The sequence below is a fragment of the Mycobacterium genavense ATCC 51234 genome, from assembly GCF_000526915.1.
In the GTDB taxonomy this organism is placed as follows: Bacteria; Actinomycetota; Actinomycetes; order Mycobacteriales; family Mycobacteriaceae; genus Mycobacterium; species Mycobacterium genavense.
Window position 1 is genome coordinate 130,082 of sequence record NZ_JAGZ01000003.1, and the last position, 17,878, is coordinate 147,959.

At 66.6% G+C, this 17,878-nt stretch carries 14 protein-coding genes and 4 pseudogenes; 4 read left to right on the forward strand and 14 right to left on the reverse strand.

Annotated features, from left to right (window positions below; all coding sequences use genetic code 11):
* Positions 1-135: 135 nt before the first annotated feature.
* From T428_RS0108360 to T428_RS35695, 3 genes and pseudogenes are all read right to left on the reverse strand, one after another.
* Entirely contained in the window at positions 136-1,455 is a 1,320-nt protein-coding gene (locus T428_RS0108360; protein ID WP_025736118.1) for a Dyp-type peroxidase, read from the reverse strand.
* 2 nt (positions 1,456-1,457) lie between these two features.
* Positions 1,458-2,624 (reverse strand): iron uptake system protein EfeO, encoded by a 1,167-nt coding sequence (efeO, locus tag T428_RS0108365; protein WP_211243927.1) that lies wholly within the window; start codon positions 2,622-2,624, stop codon positions 1,458-1,460.
* A gap of 37 nt (positions 2,625-2,661) precedes the next feature.
* Positions 2,662-4,195: pseudogene (locus tag T428_RS35695) on the reverse strand (FTR1 family iron permease).
* 100 nt (positions 4,196-4,295) lie between these two features.
* Between T428_RS35695 and T428_RS0108375 the strand changes: the two are divergent.
* Positions 4,296-4,736 (forward strand): hypothetical protein, encoded by a 441-nt coding sequence (locus tag T428_RS0108375; RefSeq protein WP_025736120.1) that lies wholly within the window; start codon positions 4,296-4,298, stop codon positions 4,734-4,736.
* On the opposite strand, the gene T428_RS0108380 is transcribed toward T428_RS0108375, so the two are convergent.
* Positions 4,705-5,541, reverse strand: coding sequence for a DUF3097 family protein (locus T428_RS0108380; RefSeq protein WP_025736121.1), 837 nt, complete (start codon positions 5,539-5,541; stop codon positions 4,705-4,707). The two genes, T428_RS0108375 and T428_RS0108380, sit on opposite strands and share 32 nt — an antisense overlap.
* 252 nt (positions 5,542-5,793) lie before the next feature.
* Here T428_RS0108380 and T428_RS0108385 point away from each other — a divergent pair, with 252 nt between their 5' ends.
* Positions 5,794-6,081, forward strand: coding sequence for a DUF3349 domain-containing protein (locus tag T428_RS0108385; protein ID WP_025736122.1), 288 nt, complete (start codon positions 5,794-5,796; stop codon positions 6,079-6,081).
* Here the strand turns inward: T428_RS0108385 and T428_RS0108390 are convergent.
* The 6 genes from T428_RS0108390 to T428_RS0108415 are packed head-to-tail and all read right to left on the reverse strand — an operon-like array spanning position 6,078 to position 12,221.
* Positions 6,078-7,034: a patatin-like phospholipase family protein gene (locus T428_RS0108390; RefSeq protein WP_025736123.1), complete on the reverse strand. Its 957-nt coding sequence runs from the start codon at positions 7,032-7,034 to the stop codon at positions 6,078-6,080. The two genes, T428_RS0108385 and T428_RS0108390, sit on opposite strands and share 4 nt — an antisense overlap.
* Entirely contained in the window at positions 7,031-8,101 is a 1,071-nt protein-coding gene (locus T428_RS0108395; protein ID WP_025736124.1) for an ABC transporter ATP-binding protein, read from the reverse strand. Before T428_RS0108395 ends, T428_RS0108390 begins: the two co-directional genes overlap by 4 nt.
* Positions 8,102-8,104: 3 nt before the next feature.
* Entirely contained in the window at positions 8,105-8,947 is an 843-nt protein-coding gene (locus T428_RS0108400) for a carbohydrate ABC transporter permease (protein WP_025736125.1), read from the reverse strand.
* Positions 8,934-9,896, reverse strand: coding sequence for a carbohydrate ABC transporter permease (locus tag T428_RS0108405; RefSeq protein WP_025736126.1), 963 nt, complete (start codon positions 9,894-9,896; stop codon positions 8,934-8,936). Before T428_RS0108405 ends, T428_RS0108400 begins: the two co-directional genes overlap by 14 nt.
* Positions 9,897-9,904: 8 nt before the next feature.
* On the reverse strand, positions 9,905-11,230 hold the full coding sequence (locus T428_RS0108410) for an ABC transporter substrate-binding protein (RefSeq protein ID WP_025736127.1): 1,326 nt from the start codon (positions 11,228-11,230) through the stop codon (positions 9,905-9,907).
* Positions 11,220-12,221 carry a sigma-70 family RNA polymerase sigma factor gene (locus T428_RS0108415; RefSeq protein ID WP_025736128.1) on the reverse strand — a complete coding sequence of 334 codons (1,002 nt, stop codon included), beginning with the start codon at positions 12,219-12,221 and terminating at the stop codon, positions 11,220-11,222. Before T428_RS0108415 ends, T428_RS0108410 begins: the two co-directional genes overlap by 11 nt.
* A gap of 175 nt (positions 12,222-12,396) precedes the next feature.
* Between T428_RS0108415 and T428_RS31845 the strand changes: the two are divergent.
* Positions 12,397-12,617 (forward strand): annotated as a pseudogene (locus T428_RS31845) (DoxX family protein); the annotation flags it as partial.
* A 344-nt stretch (positions 12,618-12,961) separates the two neighbouring features.
* Here the strand turns inward: T428_RS31845 and T428_RS0108430 are convergent.
* Together T428_RS0108430 and pncA are read right to left on the reverse strand one after the other, a co-directional pair.
* Complete coding sequence (locus T428_RS0108430) at positions 12,962-13,762, reverse strand: ketosteroid isomerase family protein (RefSeq protein ID WP_036467553.1); 801 nt, start codon at positions 13,760-13,762, stop codon at positions 12,962-12,964.
* Entirely contained in the window at positions 13,762-14,322 is a 561-nt protein-coding gene (pncA, locus tag T428_RS0108435) for a pyrazinamidase PncA (protein WP_025736130.1), read from the reverse strand. Before pncA ends, T428_RS0108430 begins: the two co-directional genes overlap by 1 nt.
* 76 nt (positions 14,323-14,398) lie before the next feature.
* On the opposite strand from pncA, the pseudogene T428_RS26600 reads away from it, so the two are divergent.
* Positions 14,399-15,351 (forward strand): annotated as a pseudogene (locus T428_RS26600) (DoxX family protein).
* Positions 15,352-15,357: 6 nt separating this feature from the next.
* Here the strand turns inward: T428_RS26600 and T428_RS0108445 are convergent.
* Together T428_RS0108445 and T428_RS26605 are read right to left on the reverse strand one after the other, a co-directional pair.
* A complete protein-coding gene (locus T428_RS0108445; RefSeq protein ID WP_051465168.1) occupies positions 15,358-15,888 on the reverse strand; it encodes a gluconokinase in 531 nt (176 codons plus the stop codon).
* Positions 15,858-17,855: pseudogene (locus T428_RS26605) on the reverse strand (DUF7064 domain-containing protein). The gene T428_RS0108445 and the pseudogene T428_RS26605 overlap by 31 nt, the downstream one beginning before the upstream one ends.
* Between the last annotated feature and the right edge of the window lie 23 nt (positions 17,856-17,878).

Here is a 17,878-nt window from a genome sequence, read left to right on the forward strand (position 1 = left end):
ATCTTCACGGCGTTAGTGCTCGCGCGACGCCCGTGCGTGACGGTCGACCGGATTGATTTACACGGCCGACACGAAACATCACATGCCCGAAACGCTGGGGTCGTCGGCAACCAGCCGGGCGGGGCCGAAATTTGCTCAGCCGAACAGGCTTTGCGCGATGTAATGGCCTTCTGCGGGCGCGGGTGGCACCGCAAAGATTGCTGAGCCGATGTGCCGGTTGTACTCGTTGAGCAGGTCGTTGGCGCCGAGCCGGGTCTGCAAACGAATAAAATCTTGCAGATCTTTTTGGTACGAAATGAACAGCAATCCGGCGTTTAGCTGGCCATTTGGGTCCAGGCCGTCGGTGTAGTTGTAGGAGCGGCGACGGATCATGACGCCGTCATTGTTTTCCCGCGCAGCCAAGGTGACGTGTGACAGCGGATCGATCAGCGGTTCACCGTCGGGGCCCTTGGCGGTGAAGTTGGGCGGGTCGAATTCGGCTTTGCCGCTCAGCGGCGCCCCTTCCTGTTTGGTGCGGCCGAAGATCTTCTGCTGGTTGCCGATCCGGTCGACGTCCCACGTCTCCAGCAGCATCCGGATCTTGCGGACGACCTGATAGGTTCCGCCGTTCATCCACGGCTGGTCGCTGTTGTCGACCCAGACGAATCGTTGGTACTCCGCCTCGCTGGTCACGTTGCGGGTACCGTCCTTGAATCCCAACAGGTTTCGCGGTGTCTGCTGACCGGGTCCGGCAGAGACGCGTCCGAAGCCCAGCACCGCCCAGGACGGCGAGACGATATTGCGGCCGAGGCGGGCCAGGTTGCGCACGGCGTGGTAGCAGACCTGCGGGTCGTCGGCGCAGGCTTGCACCGACAGGTCGCCACCGCGCAGCCGCGGGTCGAGGTTGTCCCCATTGAGCGGGGGCAGATCGGTGAACACCGCCGGACGCCGCGCGGCGAGCCCGAACCGATCACCGAACCGCGACGGCCCCAACCCGATCGTGACGGTCAGACTGGCGGGGCTCAACCCGGAGGCCTCGCCGGTGTCGGCGGGGGGCTGCACCTCGACCTGTGGCTGGACCGTGCCGACGGGCTTGCCCTGCTGCAGCACCGCGGCCGCGGCCGACCAGCGCGCCAACAGCGCCTGTAGATCGGCGCGGACGGCGCCCGGCGCCAGCGAGAACGACATGAAGACGGCGTAACGCTGTGGGAGCGTGGCGATTCCACCCTGATGGATCTGACCGTAGAAGGGATAGCTACGACGCATGTCCACCACGTCGTCCCCGGCAACCGAGGCGCCGCGGTGCGCGGTGGCCGACGCGTAGCCGGCGAAACCGCCCCCGACGGCACCGACGGCGGTCCCGGTGAGACCGGCCAGCATCGCACCACCGAGCATCCGCCGCCGTGACACCGGCGCGGCATCGGCCGGCGTTTCGGTGGTGTCGGGGGCGGGTCCGCCTCGCTCGTCGTCAACCATGGTCAGTTCGTGGAGACGACTTTTTGAGCGACGGTGGACAGGCTCTGGTGCAGCGGCTGAATGACCGCGGTCAATTTCGTTGCGTCGCTTGTCTGCAGCGCCGGAGTGTAGGTCCGGTAGCCGCCGAGCGCCGACGGATCGCGATAACCGTCCAGGACGTTCAGTACCGCCCGGAACTGCTGATCTATCTGACTGACCAAATTGGCGTCGATCTTCTCCAGCCCCGGCCGCAGCGACGCGTAATCCTGTTGTGCGCCTTCGACATTGCCGGAAAAGTCGACCAGGTCAATGTGGCTGAATGCCTCTTCTTCGCCGGTGATCTTCGTGTTCTGCACCTCCTCGATCAAATCGCTTGCGCCGTTGGCCAAATCCTCCGGCTTGTACTGCAGGCCCGTGACGACATCCTTCAATTTGCCGACGTTGGTGACCAACTCGGTGCTCAAGGCCTTGGTACCGGGAGTGATCGCGTTACCCTGCCACAGGTCTCGCTCGATGGCGTGGAAGCCCTTCCATCCGACCTTGGCGTCGACGGGCGTCGACGCGCGCATGTCGATCAGATAGTCCAGGCTGCCGGCATTGTCGCCGACCGCGAAGCCCGGCAGCACGAAGCCTTCGACGGTGGATTCCGCACGCTCGTAGAACAGCCGGGCTTTGGCGTAGGCCGCCTTGGCCGCGTCGAGGTTGCCCGCCTGGATCGCCGCGTCGAGTGCCTTGACCCCGTCGCCGAGTTGGCCGATCTGATTGACGACATAGGTCGCGTAGTCCTTGGTGCCCTGGCTGAGGATGCTCGCCACCGTGCCGGTCGGTCCGGCCGGCGCCTGGCCCGTCACCGTCAGGGTTTGGTATTCGGTACTCGCGCCGGGGCAATACAGCTGGTACGCACCGCCATCCAGCGTGATCGTGAACGACACCGGGTCCAGACCGGGCGCCAGGTTCTCCTTCTCCCCGACGATGCGCTGATCTCGCAGCAATTCCACCTCGGTGATGCCGGGCGCGCTGGCGTTGACCACGGTGAAGGTCACCGGCCCGGCCGGCACGCTGGTGGTGTCCAGCGTGCAGCTGTCTTTTCCGCCGCTGTTGGCCATCGTCACCTTGACCGCCTTGGCACCACCGCTCTTCGACGGGCTCGAGGAGCCGTTCGAGTGGCCGCAACCGGGCACGACGAACACCGAGACCACCACCAAAAGCGATGTGGTCAAACAGAATTCACGAGACCGCGACCTTGCCCGGCCGGTGCGATTCGTTATCACTGGTTTCCCTCTCTTGTTCGGCTCGCGCGTCACCGCGCAACGAGACAATGGCGGCGGCGGCACAGGCCAGCGCAAGGCAGGCTAGTACCAGCGGAAGCCAGGTTCGCCACAGCTGGCGCTCGGCGTGTTGCCGGGTGCTCGCGGCGATCTGGGCCGCCGCCGATCAGTCTTCGACGCCGGCCGTGGACCAGTCCGTCGGTAACCCACCAAGGCTGACGGTCTTGGCCCCGGTCAGCCCGCCGCCGGTCAGGATCGCCGTGCGGCTGCTCGTCGCATGCGCACTCAGCACGGAATCACCCTGCGCGAACACGGTATACACGGTCGTCGTTGCCCATTGCCCGACAAACGGCCCCGGGGTGCGACCGGCCGACAGACCGACCGGCAGCCGCCCGCCCGTCATGCTCGCCAGCTGGTCCAGCGTGACCGCCGGCGCGCCATCGGCGCCGGCGGGCTCGGAGGCCTGCCATTCCTGGACCGGCAAGCCGTCCAGGGTTCGATCGCCCACCGGGACCAGCAGGATGCCGGGCCGGTTCGCGGTGCCGTCGGAGATGACCAGCTCACGTCCGTGCGGCCCGATCCTCGTCGACACCTGCGCGGTGTGCCCGGAGCGGTCGGTGACGGTGCGCACCCGCGCGCTGGATGCGGCGCCACCCGCGGGCGGCGCGATCACCAGGACCGCAGCGACGATCGACAGCACCGCGCAACCGGCCAGCTGCAGCCGGCAGCGGTTCCGCGGCGTCGCGGCCAGGCGTGCGGGCCACAGGAAGACGACCAGCACCGGCACCGCGTAAAGCAGCCAGCCCAGCACCTCGACGAGGCGTGGGGAGGACCTGCCGCTGGCCGATGTTCACCCAGCCCGCCTCGTGCGCGGTGCGCAGCGCCCCGAGCACCAGCCCGGCCGCGATCAGTACCAAGAACACGCCGGTGATTCGGAAGAAGCGGCCGAGATTCAGCTTCAGACCGCCCAGGTACAGACCGACTCCCAACACGATCGATGCCCCGACGCCGACCGCGCCGCCCAGCACGGCGAACCACCGGTTGCCGTGCGAGGTCTGCGCCGCGGCCAACAGGAACACCGAGGTCTCGAAACCCTCCTTGAGCACGGCCAGAAAAGCCATCGCGACGAGCGCGAGCGCACCGCCACCGTTGAGCGCCTGTCCGGCTTCGCGCTCGAGTTCGCCCTTGAGCCGCGTGGCATTGCGGTTCATCCAGATGATCATCGACGTCACGAACACCACGGCAACGGCGTCGATGACGGTCTCCATCATCTCCTGTTGGGCCTGCGGCAACGCCGCCGAAAACAGATCCAGTCCGACACCGACCGCGACGCTGATCAGCACCGCCAAGGCCACCCCGGCCAGCACCGGACGCGTCGATTGCGCATTTCGCTTGAGGAACGCGGCCACGATGCTCACGATGAGCGTCGCCTCCAGGCCCTCGCGCAGGCCGATAAGGAACGTGCCGAGGAAAACGCCGAATACGCCCTGCATACGTCCGATTCCCGTCCCGTGTTCGGAACTCTGACTTAGCCTACGTAACTTTGTCGCAGTCCCGCGTCACACCTGGCGTCGGTGCGCCGTCATAACGGGCATGAACCCCATCCTTTTCCGCGTTTGCCTGCTCGTGCTGACGCTCAGCGGCGCGTGCGTCGGCTGCTGGGCCTATTTCGCCCCGCTGAACTGGTACAACACCTTTCCCGGCATGGGTATGCGGTGGCTTCCCGCCCTCGGCCCGTACAACGAGCATCTGGTCGCGGCCGTCGGCGGCATGTACCTGGCCCTGACCGCACTGGGTGCGCTGGCGCTGGTCTGTCTCTCGAATCGGACGCTGCGGATGGTCACCGCGGTGAGCTGGACGACGTTTAACCTGCTGCACCTGATCTATCACCTGAGGATGCTGCACATGTACGGCCCGCGCGACGCCATCCTCAACGTGATTGCGCTGGGCACGGTTCTGCTCTGCTCGGCGGCGCTGGCGCTGCCCGCCCGGTCGAACGACGTCAGTGGCCTGGCTCGGTCACGAAATCGGTGAGTTCTTCGACCTTGCTGATCAGCGCAGGTTCCAGATCGTTCCAGTCGCGCACCCCCGACCGGATACGCTGCCACGCCCTCGCGATGTCGGCCTGGCTGGCGTGCGGCAACCGCAGCGCCTGGCACGCACCGTGCTTCCAGTCGATGGACCGTGGCACGTCGGGCCAGGCCGTTAGGCCGAGCCGCTGTGGCTTCACCGCCTGCCAGATGTCGACATACGGGTGGCCGACGACGAGCGTGGCGGAGTTCGCTCCCGGCCCCCGTCGCACGGCCTCGGCGATGCGCGACTCTTTGGACCCCGCGACCAGGTGATCGACCAGCACGCCAAGCCGGCGACCAGGGCCGGGAGCGAACTCCGCCACGATGCCCACCAGGTCGTCGACGCCACCGAGATGCTCGACGACGACGCCCTCGATGCGCAGATCCTCGTCCCAGACCTGCGCAATCAGTCCCGCATCGTGACGGCCCTCGACGTAGATCCGGCTGGCCCGCGCAACCCGGGCACGTGCACCCGGGACCGCGACGGAACCCGAGGCCGTGCGGTTGGCAGCGGCCGGTGCCGCGCGGCGCGGCGCGGTGAGGATCACCGGACGGCCCTCCAGCAGGTAGCCCGGCCCCAGCGGAAAGCCACGGACACGACCGCGCCGGTCCTCCAGCTCGACGCGTCCGTACTCGACCCGAACCACCGCTCCCACATAGCCGGTCTCCACATCTTCGACGACGAGGCCGAGGTCAGCCGGGTGTTCGGTGGAGCGGCGCTGGCGCCGGCCGGCGGCCAGCACGTCGGTTCCGTAGCGTTCCATCACGCGGCAATCCTAGGAACGCGCACCGCCGAAATCCGTGATCGGCACGCCCGTGGGCGTTCGGTTCGCCGCGACACGTAACCGGTTGCGACGACACGCCGCGGCGGGTCGCAATGGATTAAGTCTCGAGGACGCGCCGGTAAACAGCAGGGATACGGCGAGTGGCGTAAAGATCGCGTTGCCTTACCGACAAACATCGCGCTTAGTGATACCTTACTTGGAGCGCTTACGCGCCGCAGTTGATGAGGTGGAGTCATGGGGCTGGCCGATTTGGTGTCGAGGGCTGTCGCGTTTCTGCGCGCCGGTTACCCGACCGAGATGCCCAAAACTGGCTATCTGCCGCTCGCGGCGCTGTTGCCCCGCCAAGTAACCGACGACGAAGTCGCCTCCATCACAAGCGAATTCATAGCCCCGCGAACGGCTCCGGTCAGCGCCGTCGACATCGGAGTCGCGATCTTTCGGATCACCAACGCGATGCCGTCACTCGACGACATCGAGCGCGTCGAGCAACGACTCGATGCGATGCGGCGCACGCGGCACTAGTCCGGCGCGACCGGCCCACCGCAGGCCGCCAGATAGTCGGCGTAGTTCCAGCTTTTCAAGAACTCCCGGCCGGCGACCAGTCCGCGTTGGTAGAGCGCGTCGCGCTGGTCGGCGGTGATGTCGAAGTCGATCGGGCTCACCTCGTCGGCGGGCACGAAGATGGTGCGCCGCACGGTGCAGGGGTCGTCGATGTAGGCCTTGTCCTGATTGCTGACCAACATCTCGATCGCGGCGATGCCCAACGAAACCGGACCGCGCACCGGATGGGTGGGTGGAATGCCCGGGCGCGCCGACAGCCGGATCCCGAACGTCGGCCACCGAGGCTGGGGCCGGTCGAACAGCGCCACGGGAAAGCTCGACAACAGCCCGCCGTCGACCCACGTGGCGCCGGCCACCCGCACCGGCTCGAACACGTAGGGAATCGCCGCCGAGGCGTGCACCGCGCGTGCCACCGAGAATTCGTTCGGGTCGATCCCGTAGGAGTCCAGATCCCACGGGATGCGCACCAGCCGGCGACGGGACAGATCGCTGGCGGTGACGACGAGCGACCAGGCAAACTGTTCGGGTTCCTCGCCGGTGCGCAAATCACCGAAGGTCCGCACTCCGAGGTCCTCGAGCAGGCCGGCCAGCAGGTGCTCGAGATAGGCGCCCCGATAGACGCCGTCCGATACCAGCAGCGACAGTCCGCCACCGATCAGCGGTAGGTGGCCGAGCAGGTTGCGGTCCAAGAACTTTCGGTAGTCCAGCGAGCGCATGATCTCGGCGAGCCGGGTCAGTGGTTGGCCGGCGGCCTGCAGGGCGGCCACCAGCGACGCGACGATCGCACCCGCGCTCGTCCCGGCGACCCGCGGAAACCGATAACCGGCCGCGACCAGCGCGTCTACCGCTCCGACCAGCCCGATACCCCGGATGCCACCGCCCTGACAGACCAGATCGACGCGTTCGGTGCTCATGAGAGTCGCTCGCCGTCGACGCCGAAGAAATGCACGTGCCCGGGTTCCGGATGCAGCCGCACCCGACTGCCATTCTGCGGCGGATTGCGCCCGTCGGCACGGGCGACGACGTCTTGGTCGATTGCCTTCGCGGAGTCGGTGATTCGGCCGTACAGATAGGCGTCGGCACCGAGCTCCTCGACGACGTCGACCTCCATCTCGACACCAAGGCCGCCCAATTCGAAGTGCTCCGGACGGACGCCTACCACGATCTCACTCGTCCTGTCGGCAATGCCGCGCGGTAGCTGGATCGGCCAATCACCCAACGACACAGTGGAATCCACGATCGGCAGCCGGAACAAGTTCATCGCGGGCGATCCGATGAATCCGGCCACGAACACATTGGCGGGATTGCGGTAGAGCTCGCGCGGCGCCGCGAACTGCTGCAGTACGCCGTCGCGTAGCACCGCCACGCGATCTCCCATGGTCATCGCCTCGACCTGGTCGTGGGTGACGTACACCGTCGTGGTCTGAAGCCGCCGCTGCAACGCGGCGATCTGGTTGCGCGTTTGCACCCGCAGTTTGGCGTCGAGATTCGACAGCGGCTCATCCATCAGGAATACCTGCGGGCGCCGCACGATCGCGCGTCCCATCGCCACCCGCTGACGTTGCCCGCCGGAGAGGTCCTTGGGTTTGCGGTCCAGATATGGTTCCAGATCCAGCAATTTCGCCGCGGTGAGAATTCGGTCGGTGATCTCTGCCTTCGGGGTCTTCGCGATCTTCAACGCGAAACCCATGTTCTGCGCCACCGTCATATGCGGGTACAGCGCGTAGTTCTGGAACACCATCGCCACGTCGCGGTCCTTGGGATCGAGATGGGTCACGTCCCGCTCGCCGATGCGGACACGCCCGGCGTCCAGCGTCTCCAGCCCCGCCACCATCCGCAGCGAGGTCGTCTTGCCACATCCCGACGGTCCGACCAGAACGACGAACTCGCCGTCACCGACCGACAAGTCGAGTCCATCCAGGGCGGGACGTTCCGCCCCCGGGAAGTATCGGTTCGCCTGCTCCCAACTCACCGACGCCACGGCTCACCGACCCAGCCCGGTCACGGCGATGCCGCGCACAAAGGAACGCTGCGCGACCGCATAGATGATCACCAACGGCACCATGATCATGATCGACGCGGCCATGATGATCGGCCAGCGCGCGACATACTCCCCCCGCAACCGCACCAGGCCGAGGGTCAGCGTGGCCAGGCTGTTGCGCTGAATCATCAACAGCGGCCACAGAAAGTCATTCCAGACGTTGACCCAGGTGAGCACCGCAAGCACCATCACGGCGGGTCTGGCATGGGGCAACAGAATCCGCCAGTAGATCTGCCACGGCGAGCAACCGTCGAGAATCGCGGCCTCCTCGAGATCGCCCGGCAGCGTTTGGAAGAACTGCCGCATCAGGTACGTGCCGAACGCGCTGCCGAACAAGCCGGGCACGATCATCGCCCAGGGGGTATCGACCCATCCCGCCGCCCGCATCAGGATGAACTGTGGAATCACCGTCACGGTCAGCGGCACCATCAGCGTCCCCAAGTACAACACGAAGAGCGTGTCGCGGCCGCGGAATTGCAGCCGCGCGAAGGCATATCCGGCCAGCGAGCAGAAGAAGACCTGTCCGGCGGTCACGCATCCGGCGTACAGCACGGTGTTGAAAAACATTCGCCAGAACGGCATCACGTTGAACACCTCGGCATAGTTCGACCACCGCGGGTGCGACGGCAGCAAATTGGGCTCGCTGATCTCGCCCTCCCTCTTCAGCGAGCCCGACACCGCCCAGGCAACCGGGAAAAGCCAGCACCAGGCGATCGCGATCAGCGCGGTGTAGAGGACCACGGCGCGAAAAACACTGCGCTTGAACACTTTCTCAGCTAAGGCCACGCGAAGCCTCCCACGATCGCCGGTGCGTCAGCCGCAGCTGCACAATCGTCAATACCAGCAAAATCGCGAACATCACCCACGCCAGCGCCGACGCGTACCCGAACTCCAGGAACCAGAAAGCGTGCTGGAACAGCATGATCCCGAGCACGTAGGTCGCCGTCTCCGGCCCGCCGTTGGAACCGTTGAGCACATAGACCATGTCGAACGCCTGGAACGCGTGGATGATCGAGATCACGACGACAAACGACACCGCGCCGCGGATCAGCGGCACCGTGATCGACCAGAACTGCCGTATCTCCCCCGCGCCGTCGATTCTGGCTGCCTCGTAAACGGTTTGCGGCACTCCTTGCATCGCCGCCACCAGGATGATGGTCGCGAATGGCACACTGCGCCACACCGCGAGCATGCACAGCGAGGCCATCGCCCAGTTCGGATCGACCAGCCACGGCACCGGCCCCAGGCCCACCCAGCCGAGCATGATGTTGAGCAACCCGTTGTCGGTGTTGAAGACGAACTGCCAGACGGCCGCCAGCACCACCGACGAGATCGCCAGCGGCATGAAGACGATGGTGCGAACAACGGCTATGCCCTTGGCTTTCCGTTTGAGCACGGCCGCGACGACGAGACTGATGGCGACGGTGGGTATCACCGTTCCGAGGGTGAACACGATGGTGTTGCGGATCGCGATCAGAAACAACGGGTCGGTCGTGAACAGGTCCGCGAAGTTCGCCAGCCCCACGAACTTTGGTGGCCTGAACACGTCCCACTGCTGAAAGCTCATGTACAGCGAGAACCCGAGCGGAAACAACATGAACACCGCGACCGCGGTCAGGTTCGGCGCGACGAACAGGCGCCCGGCCCACGCGCGCCGCCGGGACGGATAGGGTCCCTGGGGACGGCGTTTCGCGGGGGCCGTGCTGAGCACGGCTGATTTGTCCACCGTGGTCATGGGCTTCGTCATGGGCTGCGCAGCACCTCGTCAACTGCGACCGACAACTCGGTCAGCGATGTCGCGGGGCGCGCGCCACGCAAGACGGGCCCCATGTTGCGGTCCATCAGCGCAACGACCTTTTCCCACGCCGGGGTCACCGGCAAGCCTTCGGAATGGGACGGCCCGTCGGTGAGCACCCTGAGGTTGCGAATCCGCTGATGGGCGTTGGCGAATCCCGCCGAGGCCAGCACCGACCGCAACACCGGTACGAACAGGCAGGATTCGGCGATGATCGCCTGACCGATGGGACCGCAGGCGAACTTGACGAATTGCCAGGCCTGGTCCTTATGCCGGCTGCTCGCCGAGATGGACAGCCCGGTAGTGCCGATGTTGGAGCGGGCGGGCTGCCCGCCGGGCAGCGACGGCCCCACCGGCAGCGGAGCGACATCGAATTCCAATTCCTCGGCGCTGATGAAGGTTTGGTATCGCCAGTGACCGCCCAGCGCGATCGCCGCCTTGCCCGCGGCGAACAGGTCGGGTGTCGACATCGACTGCACCTCGGACGCATTGGGCGCGACCCGGTGCTTGTTCGACAGGTCTGCGTAAAACTGCACCGCCTCCATCAACGCCGGGTTATCGAAGTTGAAGTGGGTCGGATTGCGCCGCGGCGTCGCCCACGGTACGCCGTTGTTCATCGCGAACAATCCCGCCGAGTAGTACGAGACGAAAGTGTTGACGAAACCCCACTGCGTGACCCGCCCGGATCGGTTTCGTTTGGTCAACGCCTTGGCGGTGTCCAGGAATTCGGTGAAAGTCCACGGTTTGTCCCAGCCCGCCGACGGGGGCGCCACACCCACGTCCGCGAAGAGCCGCGTGTTGTAGAACAAGTAATTTCCGGACCATTGCTCCGGAAATGCGGATTGTGCCCCGTTGAATGCGAACGTGTCATACAGCGACCCGACGCTGTCCGCCTTCAACTGGGCGGCGAAGTCGTGGTCGCGAGCCAAGTAGTCGTTCAGGTCCAGCAGCACTCCCCGCGCGGCCAACTCGGCATAGCTCAGCTCCCAGGTCTGCAGCACATCGGGACACTTGCCACCCGCGCAGAACGTGGACAACTGCTGCATCACGCCCGGCCCGGACCGCACCGCCCGAACCTTGATGTCGGGGTGGCGGCGCTGGAATTCGTCGACGACGCGCAGGCGGGCGGCGGCCTCGTCCGGGTTGGCGGCGAAGAAGAACGTCACCGCGTCGTCATCGGAAGCACAACCGCCGGCCCACGGCGCCAGTGCCGCCGCGGTGAGCGCGCCGGCACCCCGCATCAAGCTGCGCCGCCCGAACGGCTTATCGAGCATCCGGCTCCCGTTCTCGCCCCGTCTCCGACGACCCCACCGGCCGTGTCCCATGTCCTTGGTACCTGATGGGTCTGGAATCTGCCTGAGACGGCCACCCCGGTAACGCGAAAACCGCCCGGCGCAGCTGCGCCGCGTCGCCGGTGATGTCGATCACGTGAATGCGGTTGTCGGCGCCGATGCCGAGCCGCAACAGGATCTGCGCGCGCCCGTGCGGCGCGATCACGATGCCGGGAGCGCCGTCGATCAGCAGCACGACGCCGGCCCGGGCGCGCCGGGCGAATCGACGTGTCTCCTCGGCGACCTCGCGGGCGCCACGCACCTCGGCCGCCACGTCCGCGGGAACCAACGCGCGATCGACCCTGCGCACCACCTCGGGGGCCAGCAGCTCGAGCAACGCGGCGATATCGCCGCCGCGCGAGGCCGCCAGGAACGCCTCCGCGATCTCGAGGTGCCGGTCCGGCGGGCCAGGCCGGGCGGGCGACCCGCCGTGCAATCGCGCGCGGGCCCGACTGGCCAGCTTCTTCGCGGCCGCCGGTGACCGGTCCAGCACCTCGCCAATCGTCTCGAAGGGCATGGCGAAAACGTCGTGCAGGACGAAGGCGACACGTTGCGCGGGTGAGAGGCGATCAAGCACGACCAGCATCGCGCTGCCCACCGAGTCGGCCAGCAGCGCGTCCTCGTCCGCGGGGGCGGTGGCTGCCAGCCGGTCGAATTCTGCCACGTCGGCCACCGGTTGCTCGGCCCGGTGCTTGCGCGCCCGAAGCTGGTCGAACGCCTCGTGCGCGGTGATCGTCGTGAACCAACCCGTCAGGTTGGCGATCTCGCCGATGCCGTCCGCACGGCTGGCCTTCAACCACGCGGACTGCACGGCGTCGTCGGCATCCGGGATCGAGCCGAGCAGGCGGAACGCCACGGCCCGCAAGTGCTGACGGTCGGCATCGAACCGCTGCGCTAAGTCGGCGAGGTCCACCAGATTTCCGGTTGCGTTCATGGGTCACCTTTTCCGCGCGGGAGTCGTCAAAAAGACGACCGCATCGATCGAACTCCCTGCACCAAAGGGACCAGCACCATGACCCTACCGATTGTGCGCCGCCGTGCGCGCAGCAGCCACGCGGCTCGCCGCCGCGGAAAGAGCTGCACCGCAACAGGAAAAGGAAGTGATTCGAATGCACACTGCATCCTTAGTGGTCACCGTGATCACCGTGATCGTTACCGGCGGGATCGCCGTCGCCGACCTGATCCCCGCCAAATTCGTCCTGGCAAACTCGGCCGAGGTGGGGTGCCGCGGTCGTGGCTACCGGCGCTGGGGCTGACGAAGCTGGCCGGGGCTGTCGGCCTGGTTGCCGGGCTGATGGGTCTGCCGGCGTTGGGTATCGCGGCCGCGGCCTCTTGGCGCCCTGGGCGGCCGCGGCCGGGTCGGTGTAAACGATCAGCAGGTCGTCGATCGTGTGAGTCTTGGAGGTGTTGCTGAAGGTGACCTTTGCGCCGGCGAGACCGCCGGGATTCTGTTGCGGCGGACCCAATGTGGTGTCGGCGCCGATGTCACTGGCCGAGATCAGCAAGTTAGTGTAGTCGGCCAGGGGCGCGGTCCCCGCGGACGGCGCACTCGATGGCGGAGACGACGACTTTTCGTCTTTGCCACACCTTGCCGTGACGGTCAGCAACATGGCGAGCGCCAGCCCAACACCAATGGTTCGTATCACAGTCATCGTTCGCCTCCGTCTCGGCCAGTCAGGCGGGAAAGTAATGGATGTGGTTGATCGCCTTGCCCCGCCACGCCACGTCGGCGAACATGATGCCGCGCCCGTGCGGTGAGTTGAGCGAGACGGTGACGGTGGACCCCGCGCCAATCGTCTTGCTCCAGGTCACCCCGTTGAGTTCCGCCGCGAGTTCAGCGACGTCGAGCGGATCTTTGTCACCTAAAGTGATTGCGGCAGAAGGTGATAATGCGTGCGCAGCAGCCGACGTGTCACCGCGCGAAACGGCGCCGAGGAATGTCTGCACCAGCCGTCGATGCCGCGCACCCACCCGGCGAAAGCCGCTTAGGAAGCCCGCGGTTCCCCGCAGCCCTTGGTTGCTCAGCAAATCTCGCGACAAAGCCACGGCGGGTGACACAGCCGACGATCCGGTCCGCAGGAACTGCAGCATCATCGCGGGCAGCTCCCAGTACGCCCGCAGCCGGGCAATCTGCCACTGCCCGTTCAATTCTCGAAGGTCGTAGCGCAGAAACGCGGGGATATACATCGTTGCGGTTGCACCCATCGACACTTCGAGTTCGAGGTCGCGCAGCACGGCGGTGCCGAAGACGATGTCGAGATCGCGATGGAACTTGATGTCGCGCGGGCCGATGAAGGTGTCGTAGAAGTTCCCGATCTGCACCCGGCCGTGGTGTGGCCGTGCACCGACCGGGTCTTCGATGCGGCCGTCGTCGGTGAACAGTCCCACCCATCCGGCGCGGTCGTGCGCGGCCGCGGCCTGTGGCGACCGCTCCACCGCCGCCAGCAGGGACTCTCGATCCAGTGGCACCACCATTAGGCAGCCTCGACCAATTCGACTCCGGCACTTCGCATCTCGGCCAGAGCTTGCGCGACGGAACTCGGGTCCACCGCCGCGGTGAGGCCGACCAGCACCCGGGTGCTCAGGCCGTTGCGTGCCGCGTCCTCGGCCGTCCGCTTGACGCAGTGATCGGTGGCGAGGCCGACGACGTCGACCTCGTCGACGCCCCGCTGCCGCAACCACTCGAGCAGTGGGGTCCCGTTCTCGTCCGCGCCCTCGAAGCCGCTGTAGGCCGCGGCGTGCTTGCCCTTGTAGAACACCGCCTCGATGGGCCGGGTGTCGAGGTCGGGACGAAATTCCGCTCCGGTGGTTCCGGCGACGCAGTGCGGCGGCCACGACGACGAATAGTCCGGATGGTCGGAGAAATGGCCGCCCGGGTCGATGTGGAAGTCCTTGGTCGCCACGACGTGGTGGTAGCCGGGCTCGCGGGCCAGGTAGTCGTTGATCGCGCCGGCGACCCCGGCGCCGTCGGGGACGGGCAGCGAGCCGCCCGCGCAAAAGTCGTTTTGCACGTCGACGATGATCAACGCCCGCACGCCCTCCACCATATCCGTCAGCTGCGGTGATGAGCGGGTTGGTTTGTTTGCCGATTCGCCGGGTAACCCCCCTGCCATGGTGATCCGCAGAATCGCACGTCCGCTGTTGTCGGTTGCCTTTATCGGCCAAGGAGTTGAATCCTGCTCAATCCCAAGGCGGCTGCGGAGGCCGCAGCGCCCGCGGTGGACGGCCTGCAGGCGTTGCCGGATCAGGTAGCCAGCAAGGTGCCGACCAACCCCCAAACGTTCGCCCAGATAACCGCCGGTGTTCAGATCGGGGGTGGGCTATTGCTGGCCACCGGAAAAACGCCGCGTGTCGCCTCGGCGATCCTGGCGCTGACGGTGCTGCCGGCCAACTTCGGCAGCTACTCCTTCTGGAACGAGACCGACCCGGAGCGCAAAGCCGAGCGTCGCCGCGAGTTCCTGAAAGACCTGAGCCTGGTCGGCGGCTTGATGATCGCGTCCGCCGATACGGCGGGCAAACCGTCGCTGGGATGGCGCGGCCGCAAGGCAGCCGAGCGGCTCTCCGACAGGGTGTCCTCGGCATTACCCGGATCCGACGACACGTTGTTCGACACGGACTTCGGCGAACTCGGCGAACGAATCGCGCACGGGCTGCAGGTGGGCGCCGAACGCAGCCGCGAATTGGCCAGCACCGCCGCCGAGCGCGGCGCGCCGTATGCCGAGGCCGCCCTCGACCGGTGTCGCGAACTTGCCAGCACCGCCGCCGAACGGGGTGCGCCGCTGGCGGAAAAGGCCCGCAAGCGCGGCGAGAAATTCGCCGACGAGCTGGCCGAGCGGGCCGAAAAGGCGCGCAAGCGCAGCGAAAAGCTGGCGGACGAGGCGGCCGAGAAGGCCGGACCGCTGGCCAAGAAGGCGCACAAGCGTGGTGAGGAGCTGGCCAGCACGGCCTAGGAACGTGGTGAGGAGCTCGCCGAAACCGCTCGCACGCACGGCAGCCAATGGGCCGACACCGCGCGTGGACGCGTCGGCGCGCAGCCCAAGAAGCGCCGCAAGCGCCCGTGGTGATCGCCTCTAGCCCGAACCGAAGGTGTCGACGATGGCGTCGACACCTTGGTCGATGTCGACGGTGATTCCGGATTCGTCGGCGCCCAGCAGCTCCAATGCGTCGAATTGCGACCGCAGCAATGCGGCCGGCATGAAGTGGCCGGACCCGGCCGCCAACCGCGCGCCGATCAGCTCCGGTGAGCCGCGCAGGTACAGGAATTCGACGCCCGGGCAGTGGGCACGCAACTGGTCGCGGTAGGCGCGTTTGAGCGCCGAGCAACTCGCCATCCCGCCATAGCGGTGATCGGCCAGCCACTCCCCGACCCTGTGCAGCCATGGACGCCGCTCGTCGTCGTCGAGCGGTTGCCCGGCAGCCATTTTGGCGACGTTGGCCGGCGGATGCAGACTGTCGGCGTCGACGAACGGTACCCGCAATCGTTGTGCGAGTGCGTAACCCACCGTCGACTCGCCGGATCCGGACACACCCATCACCACGACGGGTGACGCCGCCGCGGTCGGCACCGCACCTAGGTCTGACGGGTGAGGTTGCGGTTCCATTCCATCCAGCCGACGCCGGTGCGGCCGTCCGGTGTCGATGCTGACCCAGGCGCGGGCGAACTCGCTGACCTGCCCGTCCGGCCCGGTCAGCAGCACCGGCGCGTGGCCGCGGATGTCCACCTCGCCGCGAAGCCCGCCCGGTTCCAGGCTCAAGGTCATATTGAGCGGTAACCGTTGTCGGCGAAGGCGCGTGGGTTGGTCACGGTGTGCAGTTCGGTGACGTGGTGGGCGGGGTCCTGGATGTAGCCGATGCCGATGGGCGGAACGTTCGGGATGTTGATGTCCAACCCGTGCAGGTGCGTGCCGTCGCTCAGGTGCAGCGCGCTCCACATCCAGTCGATGGACCACCAGTCGCGTACACCCCACGAGTGATCTCGTTGGCCCGCCACGGAATCCATCCGGTAGGTGGCGTCACTGGCGGTAACGGTTCCCGCTACCGTGCATGGGATTTCGTACCGCGTCGTGACCCGGTACTGGTAGGGTGTGCCGTCGGTGGTCCACACCAGATGCATCGTCATGTCGACCGGTGTTCCCGCTTCGCCGCGCAGCAGCGCCGACGGGTCCGGGTAGGACTGAGCTTTCGCCCGCACGTCGACCCGATAGTTTGCAGCGAAGCGATTGCGGCGTGGGCGATTTCGAAGGCATCGGTGCGCAATGCCCACGGGTCATCGGGCAGCGGAACGTGGTAATCCAGCACGGCCACCGTCGGGACGTCGGGCCCGCACAGCAGCGCCTGAACCCAGGCCACCCGCTGGTTGGCGACCATACCGATCCGGAACCAGCCGCCGATTCCCTGTGCCGCATCGACGAAGTCGGCGTACCAGCTCTCACTCCACAGTGGTTCGTCGGTCGGGGCGTGCGCGCGCTCATCGTCGCCGGTTGGCCGCAGCGGTTCCGGCGCCACCGCGTTGGGCAGCGTGACCAGCGCGTCGGTATCGAGCACATGATCGCAGTGCCGTTGCAGCATCGTCATGAACAGCTGGTCGCCGCGCTCGGTGCGTTCCACCAGCATCGAGGACACGATCGCCATCAACACACCTAAAAAGCTTTGGCGGCGAACACCTTCGGTGACATCGGCGAAGGTGATCGGCGCCCGCGGACCGAGCGCCTCGTGATAGGCCCGCAGCAACGTGTCGTAGTGTGCCCGGCGGTCCTCCGTCGACAGTGCGCAGCCGAGAAAGTAGGCCAGGTCGGTGAACGGCGCGGCCCCAGGAGACGGTCTGCCAGTCGACGACGGTCAACGGGCGGTCGGCTCCGTCGGTGCCGAACAGCATGTTGTCTAGCCGGTAGTCGCCGTGGACGAGGCCCCGGATCTGGTTGCGTTCCGTTTCGGCGGCCAGATAGGCATCGAACGCGCCCACCAGGCGTTCGCACACCATCCGGTGCGCCGGGGCGATCTGGTCGCCGTAGCGGTCGAGGAAGCCGGCGTAGAGCGGGGCGACCATGGCCTGGTTGAGCAGAGAATCGCAATTGAGCCACGGCGCCTCGGCCAGCGACGCGTCGCCGAGCAGCGGGCCGTGCAGCCGCTCCAGATCGACCACCCCGATGGTGGCCTGTTCGACTGTGGCCCCGGCGATTTCGTTGCCGACGACCGCCGGGACGGCGTCGCCGAGCAGCAGATCGAACACGCCCGTCGAGGTGTCGATCGCGGCGTGGTAGCACGGCGCAATCGGGCCGCCCAACCGCGGCGCGATGTCGCCGTAGAAGCGAACCTCACGCTCGTAAAGCCCCAGTGCCAACCCGGTTTGCCGACTCACCGGATCGCTGGCCGCGACCTTCAGGACCACCGACTCGGGGCCCGTGCCGGCTTCGGAGTAGGTGAGCCGTACGCGGTAGCACTCGCTCATCCGGCCGGTGCCGATGCGCTCGGTTTCGAAATCGGCAACCTCGCCCGCGCCGATCGCGGTGGTCAGCCACGAAGCCGTGAGATCACTGGGTCGTTCGACTGGCTTTGTCTCCATTGACATCCTCTGCCGAGTTTTCGCTGACG

Coding starts and splice junctions, on each gene's coding strand:
- T428_RS0108360 (WP_025736118.1), bottom strand. CDS start 1,455: ATGGTTGACGACGAGCGAGGCGGACCCGCCCCCGACACCACCGAAACG.
- T428_RS0108375 (WP_025736120.1), top strand. CDS start 4,296: ATGAACCCCATCCTTTTCCGCGTTTGCCTGCTCGTGCTGACGCTCAGC.
- T428_RS0108385 (WP_025736122.1), top strand. CDS start 5,794: ATGGGGCTGGCCGATTTGGTGTCGAGGGCTGTCGCGTTTCTGCGCGCC.
- T428_RS0108390 (WP_025736123.1), bottom strand. CDS start 7,034: ATGAGCACCGAACGCGTCGATCTGGTCTGTCAGGGCGGTGGCATCCGG.
- T428_RS0108405 (WP_025736126.1), bottom strand. CDS start 9,896: ATGACCACGGTGGACAAATCAGCCGTGCTCAGCACGGCCCCCGCGAAA.
- T428_RS0108410 (WP_025736127.1), bottom strand. CDS start 11,230: ATGCTCGATAAGCCGTTCGGGCGGCGCAGCTTGATGCGGGGTGCCGGC.
- T428_RS0108415 (WP_025736128.1), bottom strand. CDS start 12,221: ATGAACGCAACCGGAAATCTGGTGGACCTCGCCGACTTAGCGCAGCGG.
- T428_RS0108430 (WP_036467553.1), bottom strand. CDS start 13,762: ATGGTGGTGCCACTGGATCGAGAGTCCCTGCTGGCGGCGGTGGAGCGG.
- T428_RS0108445 (WP_051465168.1), bottom strand. CDS start 15,888: ATGGAACCGCAACCTCACCCGTCAGACCTAGGTGCGGTGCCGACCGCG.